14 protein-coding genes, 1 tRNA gene and 4 pseudogenes are annotated in these 15,230 nt (G+C 35.5%); 10 read left to right on the top strand and 9 right to left on the bottom strand.

Features of this window, described 5'->3' with window-relative positions; all coding sequences use genetic code 11:
• Positions 1-114 precede the first annotated feature (114 nt).
• On the bottom strand, positions 115-1,599 hold the full coding sequence (locus OPR26_RS06055) for a hypothetical protein (RefSeq protein ID WP_265015761.1): 1,485 nt from the start codon (positions 1,597-1,599) through the stop codon (positions 115-117).
• On the opposite strand from OPR26_RS06055, the gene OPR26_RS06050 reads away from it, so the two are divergent.
• Positions 1,571-1,819 (top strand): hypothetical protein, encoded by a 249-nt coding sequence (locus OPR26_RS06050; RefSeq protein WP_265015760.1) that lies wholly within the window; start codon positions 1,571-1,573, stop codon positions 1,817-1,819. The two genes, OPR26_RS06055 and OPR26_RS06050, sit on opposite strands and share 29 nt — an antisense overlap.
• A 337-nt stretch (positions 1,820-2,156) precedes the next feature.
• Here the strand turns inward: OPR26_RS06050 and OPR26_RS06045 are convergent.
• Positions 2,157-2,261, bottom strand: a pseudogene (locus OPR26_RS06045) (IS982 family transposase); the annotation flags it as partial.
• A 78-nt stretch (positions 2,262-2,339) separates the two neighbouring features.
• Between OPR26_RS06045 and OPR26_RS06040 the strand changes: the two are divergent.
• A pseudogene (locus OPR26_RS06040) lies at positions 2,340-2,750 on the top strand (helix-turn-helix domain-containing protein); the annotation flags it as partial.
• Positions 2,751-2,837: 87 nt separating this feature from the next.
• Positions 2,838-3,590, top strand: coding sequence for an IS5 family transposase (locus tag OPR26_RS06035; protein ID WP_264702259.1), 753 nt, complete (start codon positions 2,838-2,840; stop codon positions 3,588-3,590).
• 179 nt (positions 3,591-3,769) lie between these two features.
• Here the strand turns inward: OPR26_RS06035 and OPR26_RS06030 are convergent, their stop codons facing one another.
• Positions 3,770-4,525 carry an SDR family oxidoreductase gene (locus tag OPR26_RS06030; RefSeq protein WP_265015759.1) on the bottom strand — a complete coding sequence of 252 codons (756 nt, stop codon included), beginning with the start codon at positions 4,523-4,525 and terminating at the stop codon, positions 3,770-3,772.
• Entirely contained in the window at positions 4,512-5,327 is an 816-nt protein-coding gene (locus OPR26_RS06025) for a YihY/virulence factor BrkB family protein (RefSeq protein WP_265015758.1), read from the bottom strand. The genes OPR26_RS06030 and OPR26_RS06025 overlap by 14 nt, the downstream gene beginning before the upstream one ends.
• A 135-nt stretch (positions 5,328-5,462) precedes the next feature.
• Between OPR26_RS06025 and OPR26_RS06020 the strand changes: the two are divergent.
• A pseudogene (locus OPR26_RS06020) lies at positions 5,463-5,803 on the top strand (TrbC/VirB2 family protein).
• A gap of 94 nt (positions 5,804-5,897) precedes the next feature.
• Entirely contained in the window at positions 5,898-6,227 is a 330-nt protein-coding gene (locus OPR26_RS06015; RefSeq protein ID WP_265015757.1) for a TrbC/VirB2 family protein, read from the top strand.
• A 358-nt stretch (positions 6,228-6,585) separates the two neighbouring features.
• Here the strand turns inward: OPR26_RS06015 and OPR26_RS06010 are convergent, their stop codons facing one another.
• The gene (locus OPR26_RS06010) at positions 6,586-6,708 is read right to left on the bottom strand and encodes a hypothetical protein (protein ID WP_265015756.1); all 123 of its coding nucleotides are present in this window, start codon (positions 6,706-6,708) and stop codon (positions 6,586-6,588) included.
• A gap of 358 nt (positions 6,709-7,066) precedes the next feature.
• Between OPR26_RS06010 and OPR26_RS06005 the strand changes: the two genes are divergently transcribed.
• The 4 genes from OPR26_RS06005 to OPR26_RS05990 all read left to right on the top strand — a co-directional run bounded on the left by OPR26_RS06005 (position 7,067) and on the right by OPR26_RS05990 (position 10,328).
• Positions 7,067-7,753: a P44/Msp2 family outer membrane protein gene (locus tag OPR26_RS06005; protein WP_265015755.1), complete on the top strand. Its 687-nt coding sequence runs from the start codon at positions 7,067-7,069 to the stop codon at positions 7,751-7,753.
• A 142-nt stretch (positions 7,754-7,895) separates the two neighbouring features.
• Positions 7,896-8,072 (top strand): hypothetical protein, encoded by a 177-nt coding sequence (locus OPR26_RS06000; protein WP_265015754.1) that lies wholly within the window; start codon positions 7,896-7,898, stop codon positions 8,070-8,072.
• Positions 8,073-8,102: 30 nt separating this feature from the next.
• On the top strand, positions 8,103-9,329 hold the full coding sequence (gene mtaB, locus OPR26_RS05995) for a tRNA (N(6)-L-threonylcarbamoyladenosine(37)-C(2))-methylthiotransferase MtaB (protein WP_265015753.1): 1,227 nt from the start codon (positions 8,103-8,105) through the stop codon (positions 9,327-9,329).
• Positions 9,330-9,395: 66 nt separating this feature from the next.
• Positions 9,396-10,328, top strand: a complete 933-nt coding sequence (locus tag OPR26_RS05990) for an outer membrane protein (RefSeq protein WP_265016297.1) — start codon at positions 9,396-9,398, stop codon at positions 10,326-10,328.
• Positions 10,329-10,335: 7 nt separating this feature from the next.
• On the opposite strand, the pseudogene OPR26_RS05985 reads toward OPR26_RS05990, so the two are convergent.
• Both OPR26_RS05985 and OPR26_RS05980 read right to left on the bottom strand, forming a co-directional pair.
• Positions 10,336-10,872: pseudogene (locus tag OPR26_RS05985) on the bottom strand (type II secretion system protein GspD); the annotation flags it as partial.
• 16 nt (positions 10,873-10,888) lie between these two features.
• On the bottom strand, positions 10,889-11,641 hold the full coding sequence (locus OPR26_RS05980) for an IS5 family transposase (protein ID WP_264702259.1): 753 nt from the start codon (positions 11,639-11,641) through the stop codon (positions 10,889-10,891).
• Positions 11,642-12,718: 1,077 nt separating this feature from the next.
• Between OPR26_RS05980 and OPR26_RS05975 the strand changes: the two genes are divergently transcribed.
• Positions 12,719-12,792: transfer RNA gene (locus OPR26_RS05975), tRNA-Arg, on the top strand.
• 8 nt (positions 12,793-12,800) lie between these two features.
• On the opposite strand, the gene OPR26_RS05970 is transcribed toward OPR26_RS05975, so the two are convergent.
• Together OPR26_RS05970 and OPR26_RS05965 are read right to left on the bottom strand one after the other, a co-directional pair.
• Positions 12,801-13,751 carry a complex I NDUFA9 subunit family protein gene (locus tag OPR26_RS05970; protein ID WP_265015752.1) on the bottom strand — a complete coding sequence of 317 codons (951 nt, stop codon included), beginning with the start codon at positions 13,749-13,751 and terminating at the stop codon, positions 12,801-12,803.
• A gap of 50 nt (positions 13,752-13,801) precedes the next feature.
• On the bottom strand, positions 13,802-15,178 hold the full coding sequence (locus tag OPR26_RS05965) for a UDP-N-acetylmuramoyl-tripeptide--D-alanyl-D-alanine ligase (protein WP_265015751.1): 1,377 nt from the start codon (positions 15,176-15,178) through the stop codon (positions 13,802-13,804).
• Between the last annotated feature and the right edge of the window lie 52 nt (positions 15,179-15,230).

Raw genomic sequence — 15,230 nt, 5'->3', positions numbered from 1 at the left:
TTTTGCCTTTTTTCCCGCTTGGTAAATTTCTTAATACTCATTGTAAAAGCTCGTGAAGGTTGTGGTTCCATTACCCTAAGCACCGGAACCAGTTTTTTCGTGTGTTATGATTAACTAGTTAAAAGCAAGCGTATTAGTACCTAAAGTAAAAGGTGCCTCAAGCGATTGATCTCTTAAAAGAGATGGTATTGGCATACACTCGGTTGAAGTCGCTGGGAGAGGTGGTGGTGTTGGTATACCATTTGGAGTTGAAGTCGCTGGGAGAGGTGGTGGTGTTGGTATACCATTTGGAGTTGAAGTCCCTGAGAGAAGTAGTGGTACAGAATCTGTAGGATATACATTCGTAACTGGTACATCACCAATTTCTTGCACAGGGAATATACTTTGCAGTATTTGTAGAATTTTCACGTCTGTTCTATCGTTAGGGCTCATTTTATCTATCTGCTCGTTTATCGCTTTAGCTTTTTGTTTAATTAGCATTCGTCTGGCTTGTATTGCTTCTGTCTTTTTTTTACGTTCACTTTGATCTTGAATTTTCATAACTTGATCATCTTCATTATGCTGGTTTTCATGCATCTCTTCTTGCCAGTCTGAAACCATATTTTTCGCTTGAGTCGGACTAAGAGGTGCTGGCCATTTAGGTATTTCACGTGAAGCTATTTTTCTATGTTTAACTGATTTTGCTCTTCCTGTTTCCCTTTGTCTTTCTTTTTCACTGCTGAGAAACTGGTCGATTTCCTGCGCACTGCGCCTCTTCAGTGAGGTACTCGCACTTTGCACTTCCTGCAGAATATCTGCGACATGGTCCCCGAGGCTTTTACCCTCTTTTTGCTGTGCTTGTTGCTGAGCTTGAGCCTGTTGTTGAGCTAGGACTTGTTGTTGTGCTTGAGCCTGTTGTTGAGCTAGGACTTGTTGTTGAGCTAGGACTTGTTGTTGTGCTTGAGCCTGTTGTTGAGCTAGGACTTGTTGTTGAGCTAGGACTTGTTGTTGTGCTTGAGCCTGTTGTTGAGCTAGGACTTGTTGTTGAGCTAGGACTTGTTGTTGTGCTTGAGCCTGTTGTTGAGCTAGGACTTGTTGTTGTGCTTGAGCCTGTTGTTGAGCTAGGACTTGTTGTTGTGCTTGAGCCTGTTGTTGAGCTAGGACTTGTTGTTGTGCTTGAGCCTGTTGTTGAGCTAGGACTTGTTGTTGTTCCTGGTTTTGATTTAGAGCAGTAAAAGTTTGGTTATATGCAAAAGCGAGAGGAGGCGAAGGTGGCGGTGTAGGATAAGGAGCACCTGGTACAGACACATTTACATTTTGGTCTGGAGCAGCAAAAGTTTGGTTATATGCAAAAGCGAGAGAAGGCGAAGGTGATGGTGTAGGATAAGGAGTATCTGGAATAAACCATACACCACCAGCTTTATCTGAACGAAAAGTAGGTGAAAGATCTTTTTCTTGGAAAGTTACTGTACTAGATGTTAAAGTAGTTTCTTTCAACACTGCAGAAGCATGTAATCCGAGAAGATGCAGTATTGAACACAATGCAACAACCATAGAAACAGAACCAATAACTGCAGAAAGCACTTGAATTATGGTAGCGTTAGAAATTACTAAAACCACAGGGCAAATGCATGCTCCAGACACTAAACCAGATGCACATAGCAAAAAAACAGCAGCTAATTTAGGTAATTTGCAGCCTACTTGTGTATCCGGATTCTTTGAAGGAATAACCGCTTTAATAAGATATACCATTGAGCTCACCACAACCACTATAGAGAAAACTCCTAGCAAATGTACGGGACTGATAGCAGCACTAGAAATTGCAGAAGCTACAGAATAGGCACATATTCCAGCTATCAAAGTAGACATAGACAATGAAAAAGCGGCAATTGAGTAACCTAATGGAGTGAAAGTTTTCATTTGTTCTTACCCTTACAGTCAAAACTTCGATTCTACTTGTTGAGATATTGATGTCAATAAAAAAAATATATTTACTCATTTATGATATTAGCAACTAAAAGCTACAAGTCTATATGGAGGTGCAGTAAGAGGTCTGAGTAGACCTCTTATGGGAGACCAACTGTTTTACAAGATGAAATCTTGAGATTGAAATTTGGTGAATATGCTGGAAGATAAAGCAAATGACAGCCAAAAACCCTATAAACGCGAATTCTGGATTAAGGAAGGAAGAAAGTATAGGAAATAGAAGGCTTTTTGGATTTGATGGAATAGGAAATGAGAGTAGAAAAGATATGAACCAAAAAATTAACAGGGAATCTATAGAACTGCTGCAAAAGGTGATTGAAAAAATGATGTGAGAGAGGTAGAAGAAGAATAAGCAGATCAAGTAAGGAAAAAAAATGAGCTTTAGTTACTATAATATGAAAAAACACCCAAGAAACTTTCGTAATATAACAGGTTTAACTATAGAGGAGTTCGAAAAAGTAGTAGAAAAAGTGAGGTCTGGATGGGAAAAGCTTGAAAAACAGAAAAAGTGTCATGGTAGAAGATCAAAACTACCAACTCTGGAAGATAAGTTGTTTTGCGTAATTTTGTACTATCGCACTTACATAACACATAGATTTTTAGGATGCCTATTCAATGTGCACAACGCAAATGTATGTAGGTTACTTAAGAGAATAGAGCCATTACTCGCAAAAAAAGTGACTATAACAAAAGATAGAAGTATGAAGCCAGAAAAAATACTGAAGATTTTGGCTGATGTTACAGAACAGCGCCGGACAGATAAAACCTGTCAAACCAAAAAGAAACTTCCTAGGCTCTGTGGACAAAAAATATGAAAAGAGAGAAAAAGATGGTAGTTTAGCCTAATAGGTAAAAAATGGAGAAACTACCATATGCAATATTACATCAAAGAGGAAAATTGGAAACAAATTTTAGAGTTCATAAAAAGCGTAAAAGGAATGCACAGCAAAGATGAAAAACGTTTAAGAATATTCATAGAGGCAGTGTGGTACATAGTGCGAAGTGGTTGCCAATGGAGACTTTTACCAAAAACTTATGGTAATTACAGGAGTATACATAAGCGATTTAAAAGATGGTGTGAAAGAGATGTCTGGAAAAAATTGCTTGAATATACTAAACAAGAGCCTGATTTAGAAGTTGCTATAATCGACGGTACGATCATCCGAGCCCATCCATGTTCATCTGGATATACAAAAAACTCCAAGGATCAAGAAGCTTTAGGGAGGAGCAAAGGTGGCTTTACAACTAAAATACATGCGCTTGTCGATGCACTTGGAAATCCACTTAAATTTACTCTGACTCCTGGTCAAAGAAATGAAATTACGCAGGCACAAGTGTTGACCGAAAGTATCTATAACTCTACTGTAGTAGCTGACAAGGGCTACGATAGCAATGCCTTTGTTACAAGTCTTGAAGACAAGGGATGTACAGTAGTTATTCCGCCAAAACGGAATCGAAAAGTGCAAAGGTATTACGATGAGCATATCTACAAAGAACGTCATTTGATTGAGTGTTTTTTTGGTAAAATTAAAAATTTTAGGCGCATTTTTTCCAGATTTGATAAAACTGCTGAGGTTTTTATGGGTTTTCTCAATTTTGTTGGAGCTCTTGTATGGCTTCTCTAAAATTTTGTCCACAGAGCCTAGAAAACTTAACTTTAAATAAGTGGCTGCATAATAAAGACTAGATTCCAGACTGGAATGACACCATAGAGGCACTGGGATGACATCCTTCCTAGTGGACTCAAATCACAATGTTCATACAGTTGTGGGCTTAACGGTATCTTTGCAGATACTATGGTAATTTATTCGGGAGATTTGCTGAGCGGTAAGATTTGTCCTGATGCGCTGCAATCTTCAGAAGCTAACTCCACAAATTTGTCTGTTAGTTCATCAGGTGACACCAATTCAGATCCAGGAAATGCCTGCTCACTACCCACAGGTCCTCTCGTGTATACAGCATTTACACATAATTTTGTATGTTTTGTCTCAGATGCATATATCTGCACCATTATTTCTAGTGCAGCTTTACTTGCAGCATACGGCATCCAATATGGATAAGAGGAAGGAGAAAGTATCACCTCTGAGGTCATGAATATCACTCTTCCAGCATTAGACTTCTTTAGCATTGGATCTAAGTTTTTTAGTAAGTACCAACTGGCAGTAAAATTTGTATTCATTACGTTCTGTAGCTCTTCAACCTCACAGTCGTGAATGGGGTTCAGTTTGCCTAAAATTCCAGTACATGCAACTAATATATCAAGTGCTCCAGATTCTGATAATTTCAGGCTTTCTATCATGTTTGTCAGTATCTTTACATTCTCAAAGTCTAGAAGATCAAGCTGAATTAGTTTCACAGAGCCTTCTTTAAATTCTTCAAGCTCTTCAATTTCATTATATAGTGGCTTGAGATTATCAAGAGATCTTGAAATCAGAATCACACATGCACCTTCTCTTATAAACCTTTTTGCAACAGCAGAACCTATTTTACCTGAAGCTCCGGTGATTAAAGCTACTTTACCTTCTAACTTACCCATTTCTTTCTCCTTAGCGAGATTCATTGAAATATTTTAGCTGAAAATTAAATTTTGCTCCATATATAAAAATCAAACTTAGCATATAAAAAAATAGTAATGACACTACCATACCACCTAAACTTCCATATATCAAATTCAGTTGATCAAAGGAAGCTTTTAAATATTGCTTGAAAGCTGAAGCGGAAATTGTCCAAAGAATAACAGCCACACAAGATCCAGGAAAGACGTCTGATAAATTTTGTTTTATGTTTGGCAACATAAAATATAGCCAAGAGACTACTGTGAAAAGCACAAATTCAATGAGGAGATATTTAGTATAACTAATCCCCTGATAGGAAAAATCAATTAGCATTGGTACTAGTGTAGAAAACACTATAGTTAGAGTTATAATAAGCGTGATCACTAAAAATTGTAGTATACTTAACAACCTTCTTAATATATAAGGTGGTGAAACCGGAACTTTATAAGCTTTGTTCAATATTGTTCTTAGCCCTTCAATTGTTGACGAGGCGGTCCAAACAGCGCCTACAATTGCTAAAGTTAGTAAGCTTTGTGGCGGGCCTGATATTATCTCTCTGATACGCGGCATCAAAGATGCCAAAATATCCTGTGGCATGTTATCAATGATAAATACCCAGCCAATGTTATACTGGTCTAAGAAATTTGCGAATGTTGACGCCACAGCCATTAAAACAATAAGAAAAGGAAATATCGATAACAGGATTAAAAATGATAGATATCCTGCATGCTCCACTCCATCATTATGAATTGTGTCAATCAAAGCACGATAAAGGCAATAAACGATGCTGTAAAATTTCTGTAGCACTGCAATATAAACGAACCAAGAAAAGTATTCTAAATGAAATAAAGGATACTTTTAAGCAAAAAATCCTCACCATTTACTTAAATTTAATCAAAGTGATAGATAATCTAGCACAAAACAGAGATGAGAGGAGGCATAATGAAAAATTTTCTTCTACTAGTGGCGTTAATTCTCTCCTTTGCGTTTGATGTGTATGCTATAGACGCAACATCAGCAGTAGTATGCAAAATAGTAAGCTATACTCATGGCCTAGGTGGACCGATGATCACGATAGTAATAATTGGTGCAGCTTTGCTTGCAATATTTGGCAGAATGCCATGGCCAGCACTTTTTGCATTGGGTACATTCACTGCTGTGTTTTTGGCGCTCCTGTAGTCGTTTCAAAAATAACATCATTTGACGCAAAAAAATGCGTGTGTGAGCCTGGTAAAACATTGAAACCTAATAAAAAGGGAGATTATGTTTGTAAGAAATCTTAAAAAGTTTAGGTAAATGATGTTTCTTGTATCATTTACCCAAATTTAATCAAAATGGTAGATAATCCAGCATTAAATAGAAATTATCGGAGGCATAATGAAAAATTTTCTTCTACTTGTAGCTTTAATTCTCTCCTTTGCGTTTGATGCAAATGCTGCTGATGATGTAACAACATCGACAATATGCAACATAATAGACTATACTAAAACACTAGGCGGACCAATGATCACGATAGTGATAATAGGTGCAGCTTTGCTTTCAATATTTGGCAGAATGCCATGGCCTGCGCTTTTTGCACTAGGTATGTTTACTGCTGCGTTTTTTGGTGCTCCTGCAGTTGTAAAGGCAATAACAGGACAAGAGGTATGCAATCGTGGTTGCACTGGTACTCAAAAATGGGATCCCGCTACCAGAACATGTCAATAGGTATTACAAGCCTCAAAAAAATCTTAGGTAAATGGTGCTTCTTAAAGGAGCACCATCACTGCACGAACTTGTGATTTGAGAGCAATTCCCATCATGAGGGTGTCATCCAAGTAGCTGACACTGGTTTCCATCTAAAAGGGTGTCATCCATAAGTGTTGAAAGTGCTATAAGTGGCATTATATAAGGTGGTTAATGGCATAAATTTCAATGATAATAAAATAAATCAAAAAAGCGCCTTTTTGCCTGTGGTTAGAAGGTTTAAGCGAATTTTTGACGTGGTTTATCTGCTTTCCCAACAACGAAGGTTGATATCAAGAGGAGATTTACATACCATTAATCACCTTGTGTGACTGCACTTTCAACACTTATGGGGTGTCATCCCAGTGCCCAGACACTGGTTCACTCTATAATGGCAGTGCTCCTTTCTTGTCATCCGAGTAGCCCCTTCTCCTGTCATCCCAGTGCCTCCTTCTCCTGTCATTCCAGTGCTCCTTTTTTTGTCATCCTAGTAGCCCCTATAATGTCATCCCAGTGTCAGCTACTCGGATAACACCCTACTTAACCGTCATACCGCCGCGGTATCTCAAAGCATAGATCCCGCTAACACGTAGCGGAATGACGAGGTCTTTCGATAGTAAATCTTATCTGTGTTAGCTATACCAAAAAATCAAGAGTAAAAAAATCGTGTAACTCTATTTATTCATTAATAAAATCTTTGTCTTCTCCTAAAAATTAGTTAAAATGTAGGATATTTTGTGTTATTAAGTTAGCACTTGACTTAACTTTAGTTGTTACTTAGACTGCTAAAGTGGAATTTTAATTTTTTTACGAGGACAATTATGCATTATAAAAAGTTTTTTTCAGCAGCCGCTTTAGCAACGTTGCTAAGTTTATCAAACTCTGCTTTTTCAGATCCTGTTGGTCCAATAAGTGATGAAGAAACTAGCTACTACATTCGTTTGCAATACAACGGTGAAATTTTACCTCTTTTCACAAAAATTGAAGGTATTGAATATAAAAAGGACACAGACATTCATAATCCATTAAAAGCATCTTTTATAGCTGGTGGTGGTGCGTTTGGTTACAAAATGGACGACATCAGGGTTGATGTTGAAGGAGTTTATTCATACCTAAACAAAAATGATGTTGCAGATGCAAAATTTACGCCAGATACTGTTGCAGACAGTTTAACAGCAATTTCAGGACTAGTTAACGTTTATTACGATGTAGCAATTGAAGATATGCCTATCACTCCATATGTTGGTATTGGTGTTGGTGCAGCGCGTATTAGCACTCCTTTAAATACAGCCGTGGATGGTCAAACCTATAAATTTGGTTTTGCTGGTCAAGTAAAAGCTGGTGTTAGTTATGATGTAACTCCAGAAGTTAAACTTTATGCTGGAGCTCGTTATTTCGGTTCTTATGGTGCTAATTTCGATAAAAGCAGTGGTGACAAAGGAAAAGGAGGACATACAGTTCTTTACAGCACTGTTGGTGCAGAAGCTGGAGTAGCGTTTAATTTCTAGTCTATCTCAATCTTGTTATCCCAGTGGGTTTTTTCTTGTCATTCAAGTAGCATGACACTGGGGTGGCTTTGTTGCATAGCAGCAGAAAAAAACTAGTGATTACTGACTAAATTCATTATAAAATGACGATTTAAGGATAAATATGCCACAAAAAATGAGAGTCAGTAACCATAGAGAATATAACAAATTTCTAGAAAAAAGAGGAAATATTTTTCATTATGGCATAAAAACGAAAATTCCTCCGAAAAACAACGCAGCAGAGCATTTATCTACCAAAACAATGGTCATGCAAGAGACTTTGCTTGGATGTGTGATATAATTTAAATTGTAAGGTCTAAAAAATACTAGCATGAATGAAGTGATAACATTTGGTTGTCGTCTAAATTTTTACGAGAGTGAGTTAATCAAAGAAGCATTAAAAAAAGCAGAAAGAAAAAATGTTGTTGTGGTCCATAGCTGTGCAGTGACAAACGAAGCAGAACGCCAAGTAAAGCAAAAAATACGTAAGATCTATAAAAACGACCCAAGTAAAGAAATTATCGTAGTTGGCTGTGCTGTTCAGTTGGATCCAGAAGTTTACAGTAGCATTCCTGGTGTAAGTAAAGTGCTCGGTAATCAAGATAAGCTAAAAGCTGAAAATTACTTACTAAATGACGATAAAATCTTAGTCAGTGATAACCAAGTAGAACCTGTTCTAATTAATGGATTTGAAGATAAATCAAGGGCATTTATTGAAATTCAAAATGGTTGTAATCATAGCTGCACATTTTGCTCAATTACTGAGGCAAGAGGGAATAATCGATCTGTGCCAATAAACAGTATTATAGAGCAAATTAGGATCTTTGTAGAAAATGGATATCAAGAAGTAGTGTTTACAGGTGTTGATATTACTGACTTTGGTACAGATTTGTTTGCTAAGCCATCACTTGGTTCAATGATTAGGAGAGTTTTAAAAGATATACCAGAGTTGAAGAGGCTAAGACTTTCCTCTATCGATGTTGCTGAAGTTGACGACGAATTAATGGATTTAATAGCTAATGAGTCAAGACTTATGCCTCATTTACATTTGAGTCTACAATCTGGTAACAATTTAATACTAAAGAGAATGAAGCGTCGTCACAACAGAGAACAAGTGATAGAATTTTGTCATAAAATGAAGAGTTTGAGGCCTAATATAGCATTTGGTGCTGATATTATTGCTGGATTTCCAACAGAAACTGATGAAATGTTTCAGGATACAGTTGATTTACTGAAAAAAACAAATATAGTTTACCTACATGCTTTTCCATATTCAGAGCGGAAGAATACACCTGCTGCACGAATGCCACAAGTACCAGAGAATGTGCGTAAAGAACGAGTAAAAAATTTAAGAGAAATGAATAGAGAAATGATGAGTAGCTTTTATCAATCTTTGATAGGCACTGAACAAAGTATTCTGGTTGAGCAAAATAATGTCGGTAGAACAGAAAATTTTGCATTAGTAAAGCTTGAATCAAAAGCTCAAGCCAAGAGTATTGTGAAAGTTAATGTTAAAGGAGTGGAAAATAATTATTTAATTGGAAATATTCTTTCTTAATTTTTGTACATTGAAGAAATATACGATATAGTAATTATACTGTAAATGATAATTGTGAATTCATTTATGATAACTAGAATATCTATTACTTTATTTTTGATTTTCATTCCATGTGTCTATTTTTTTATTACTTATATTGGTGATAATACACACATTGAGCAAGTACAACCCTTAAAATTAGAAGCAGACAATAATGAAAGTGTAATACGTTCTGAAGAGGTTACTGAGAAAAAAATACTAATAAATAATTTAAAATATCAAGAACTTGAAAGTAGTCCTACTGAACAACCTTCTATTCTCCAAGTAGCTGATCAGAAAAATATGTGGTCACGTATTGCAGATCAAGCTGAGCCTACAAAAGAAAAATCAAAAAAACTTGATTTTTATGTTAGTGCTAACGGTGGTAAGGTATACCATGATAATTCAGAAACATTTGTGAAGGGTATACGTGCAATAGGAAAAAGAGTTCTTGCTTTAGCTGAGGGCCGTTATGGTAGTTTTCTTTTAGATCTATTTTTAGGAGATGAAATTAAAAGCATAAAAAAATTTGATGGTAAAATTGATTTCCAGTGGCTCAGCAGCATATCTTTAGGTTACTATGCTGGAGAAAATGGCCGAGTTGATTTTGAAACCATGTATTCTAGAGCCAATATTGAAAGTAGTAATTCTCCTCTGGTATTTGATAAATCAGCAAGCGTGTTTGCGTTTTTATTAAATTTTTATTATAATCCCAACATTCAAAGTACACAATTTGCTCCGTACATCGGTCTTGGTATAGGACCAACAGTTTTTAGATTAAAAAGGATTAATGGGTCACCCCAAAATTCAATGCCATTTAATGTTCCTTGGTTTGCTTATCAAATAAAGCTTGGTATGAACTATTCAATAATCCCAGAAGTAAAAACCTTTCTCGGCTATCGTTACTTTAGCGTTCCGATACCTGTTGCAGATGACATATCTACTCACAATATTGAAGTTGGTTTAATATTTAATTTTTAGTAGTGATTTAATATATATATAAATTCTTATCTTTTCTATCTAACAAACCAAATGTTGGTACGATTGTTGCTTTTAAAAAAAGGACAGTTTCTACTGTTCTAATGTTATTCGCTAGCCTTTTTGACTTCTGATGTAATGTAGCTTTAAAGCTTTGCTTATCTTCTCTATGTTCTATAAGCCCGCCGATTACCATAATTTCACCGCTTTTAATTTTTAACATAGAGTTCATTTCTCTGATTTCAACAATTGGAATGTCGCTATTTAATTTCATTTTACTCTGCTGTGCGATGTACTCTATATCTGGATCTTTAATGTAGCCGTTAATTCTTGATAAAGTTGGATGTATATCCATGAATATTTCACTAGTATCAATGTTAATGCTTGGGTGAATTATTAGCACAACACCTATTGGGACGCTATTCATCTTGGTAATTAAGGTCTGATTAGAGTTTCTAGTATCTTTTTGTATATCGGAAGTAAAATAAATATGGTTTTTAGTAAATGAAATCATCGCTTGCTGATTATTTATAGCATGTACTCTAGGCTCTGTGGACAAAATTTTAGAGAAGCCATACAAGAGCTCCAACAAAATTGAGAAAACCCATAAAAACCTCAGCAGTTTTATCAAATCTGGAAAAAATGCGCCTAAAATTTTTAATTTTACCAAAAAAACACTCAATCAAATGACGTTCTTTGTAGATATGCTCATCGTAATACCTTTGCACTTTTCGATTCCGTTTTGGCGGAATAACTACTGTACATCCCTTGTCTTCAAGACTTGTAACAAAGGCATTGCTATCGTAGCCCTTGTCAGCTACTACAGTAGAGTTATAGATACTTTCGGTCAACACTTGTGCCTGCGTAATTTCATTTCTTTGACCAGGAGTCAGAGTAAATTTAAGTGGATTTCCAAGTGCATCGACAAGCGCATGTATTTTAGTTGTAAAGCCACCTTTGCTCCTCCCTAAAGCTTCTTGATCCTTGGAGTTTTTTGTATATCCAGATGAACATGGATGGGCTCGGATGATCGTACCGTCGATTATAGCAACTTCTAAATCAGGCTCTTGTTTAGTATATTCAAGCAATTTTTTCCAGACATCTCTTTCACACCATCTTTTAAATCGCTTATGTATACTCCTGTAATTACCATAAGTTTTTGGTAAAAGTCTCCATTGGCAACCACTTCGCACTATGTACCACACTGCCTCTATGAATATTCTTAAACGTTTTTCATCTTTGCTGTGCATTCCTTTTACGCTTTTTATGAACTCTAAAATTTGTTTCCAATTTTCCTCTTTGATGTAATATTGCATATGGTAGTTTCTCCATTTTTTACCTATTAGGCTAAACTACCATCTTTTTCTCTCTTTTCATATTTTTTGTCCACAGAGCCTAAAATTTGTTTCCAATTTTCCTCTTTGATGTAATATTGCATATGGTAGTTTCTCCATTTTTTACCTATTAGGCTAAACTACCATCTTTTTCTCTCTTTTCATATTTTTTGTCCACAGAGCCTAGGATACCTTGCATAACAAACTTTTGGCAGCGCGTTGGATGAAACAAAAAACCACTTGACAAACTCCGCCAGCCCCCTTGTTATGACAATAAGGGTATTTATGACTCAAAACTTGTTTTTGACCTGCAGGCTCAATGACAAAATTCAGTAAAAAACTTAGGGTATTTTTTGGCGGATTACATAAAATTATAGCGGCTGCATGTCTTTTAAATTTTTTCTACATTCAGCCAAACCGCGCTTAAACTAAGCGTCAGCACATTATTACAGCGCCACTTACAGTAATATAGAGGCAAAAGAAGCCCCATGGTTGGCTAATTACTTACATTATACTTTCAAGTATGGCGTTTTTTTATTCTAAACGCTTAATAACCGCAATTTAGTTGCTTTTAAGCCGCAACTAATCTAAATTATAAACATTAAGAAATTTACTAAACAGAAAAAAAGGCAAAGAAAACCCGTGGTAGCTAGTTATTACACTCTCTATTTTAAAATTTGACGTTGGGTGATGTCTTGAACGCTTTATAAGCGCGTTTCAGCTTGTATAGGTAAAAACCTAGAAATTTGATAAAGACATACGGTGCACATAGTGCAAAGAATTAAACAATAGTACGCCAAATACAAGTTTTCTTGTCATTTTAATCTGCTGCAGAGATTGCGAAGTTAAATAAAATAGCTTCAGTTTCATGATAAGGGGGCTGGCGAGGTTTGTCAAGCAACTTTCTATATAATATTTTCTAAAATAAATGGACTTCTCGCATCCAATTTCGGCAGCGCGTGATACACAACTGCAATTACAAGGTGTTGTAAGATAAACATCATATTCACACGAAATACTTGACTTCACTTGTACTAAGAAGCATTTTATATATGTTGTGTGCCCGTAGCTCAGCTGGATAGAGCAACAGCCTTCTAAGCTGTGGGTCGTAGGTTCGAATCCTACCGGGCACACTCTTCTATCAATACTTTCTATAAATCTTCAAGTATTCTGGCACCACATTTTCAATTGCTAACGGTCGAACCTTCATTGTTTCAAGGTCAGCTGACTTTTCGATTGAACTATTCATCATAACTTTCACCTGATCTTGAGTAAGCATAGGGTTCGTATCTCCGGTTATTGGTTTTAACAGCATAGAAATAATTTTATTTTCTAAAAAGAAAGCTATTAACTTTGCCATTGGAAAAGATACATTGATCAACAAACACTTTCTGTTAGTAACATTCAGAATAAACTTCAATAAGCTTTTGAAAGAGTAAACCTTTGGTCCACCCATGTTATAAATTTTCTTGTCTTGCTTATTAAAACTGATAATACGATATACCACTTCAGCTAAGTCTGTTACACATATTGGCTGAAATTTAGTTGTTCCATTGCCAATTAGTGGTAAGAAAGGAAGAATAGTTGCTAATCTTGCAAATTTATTAAAGAAGTTGTCTTCTTTACCAAATACAAGGCTTGGCCTAATTATTATTGCTTTTTGAAATGCTGAAGTTACAGCTTTTTCACCTTCCAATTTACTTTTGGAATATTTTGACAACTTGCTATTTTCTATTCCCATAGCAGAAAAATGTATCATCATAGGTACATTTTTCATTTTTGCAGCTTTTGCTATCCTTTCAGCTATTTTAACGTGAACAGCGTAAAAATCGTGCTTTTTTGCTTCATATAATATTCCCACTAAGTTTATAGCTACATCACATTCTTCCATACCATCCAGAACTGATTTTTCATCAAAAAAATCGCCTTTAAATACTGATATTTGTCCTAAATTGCCACACAATTTTAAACAAGCAGCTTTTTCCTGATTACGAGTGCATATCTTTATTAAATATCCTTCTGCTGCCAAGCGTCTTACGATGTGTTTCCCTATAAACCCCGTTCCACCAAAAATAATTACACGTTTTGTCACAATTAAAGTTCCTAATAATTTGTTACTGTAAATTAATACAATGATTTCGCTTAATATTTTATTACGAATTCCCGTACAATAAGATCCATTTTCATTCCTCGTGAGCCTTTAACTAGAATTGCGTCATTATTCTGAATAATGTTAGCTAAATCACTTTTCAATTGATTAGAATCATTAAAATGCGTGCCTCTTATATTATCTGGCAAAAGCTCATGCAATTCTAACATAAATTTACCAACTGTATAAACTTTATCTATATTATTTTCTGTGATAATCTTAACCAAATCTGTATGAAACTCTATGCTTTCATCACCAAGTTCCAACATATCACCAAGCAAAGCTACTTTTCTCTGATTAGAATATGTACTCAAAGTTTTTATTGCAGTTTTCATCGAAGCAGGGCTGGCGTTATAGGAGTCATCAATTAAATGTATATATTTTCTATTGTATTTGACCTTATGAATATTGCCTCTACCTTTCGCTACACTAAAATTCTTAAGTGCAAGTGGTAATTTTGATAAATCAAGTCCGAGGCTTTGCACAACTGCTGCAACAGCAAGTAGCGAATAAGCAAAATGCTCACCTTGTACACGTAAATTACAGTTTATAATTTGATTATTATTTAGTCTTATTTTTAAATTTAGCCCGTCATCATTTCTTATTATGTCTAATAAGCAAACTTCAGCATTTTTATCTTTACCGAAGCTTATTATATTTCTATTGGCGTGTGATGAGAGATAATCATAATATTTATTATCTCTGTTCAAGACCAAAGTACCGTTATTTTTCGTACCATACAGAATTTCTAACTTCGCTTGTGCAACGTCAAATAGTGATGAAAAATTTTCAGTATGTGCAGGTTCGATGTTGGTAATAACTGCAATATTCGGATTACTAATCTTTGATAATTCTTTTATTTCACCAACTTTATTCATTCCCATTTCAAGGATTAAGTACTGGCAGTTTTTTGGAGCTTTTAGAATTGTCAAAGGCAATCCTATATTATTATTTAAGTTACCTTCGTTTGCATGGGACACTCCATATTGCGATAAAACAGTGTGCAGCATATCCTTTGTAGTGGTTTTCCCGACACTGCCTGTAACTGCAATAACTTTAGCATCAATAAGAACATTTCTAATGTAGTATGATGCCATATCATGCAAAGCTTTCAGGGTATCTTGCACAATAATGAGAGGGAAATCTTTATATTTACCCTCACTCACTATTGCAGTGACAGCCCCTTTTAAAAACGCTTCATGCAAAAAATTATGGCCATCAAAATTCTTTCCCTTGAGGGCAATAAATAAATCACCTTTTTTTATGCTTCTTGTGTCCGTTGAAATATTTGAGCTATGTATCCAATTACAACCATTTACGTCTCTTCCGCCAGTTGCATCAATGATATTATTTGTGCTCCATTTAAACATAATTTAGAGAGTATTCTTTATAATAAATTGAACAATAAAAGTAGCGAAAATA

Source organism: Wolbachia endosymbiont (group A) of Anoplius nigerrimus, assembly GCF_947251795.1.
Taxonomy (GTDB): Bacteria; Pseudomonadota; Alphaproteobacteria; order Rickettsiales; family Anaplasmataceae; genus Wolbachia.
The sequence above is the reverse complement of the archived record's forward strand: the minus strand, read 5'-3'. Positions and strand labels throughout refer to the sequence as shown.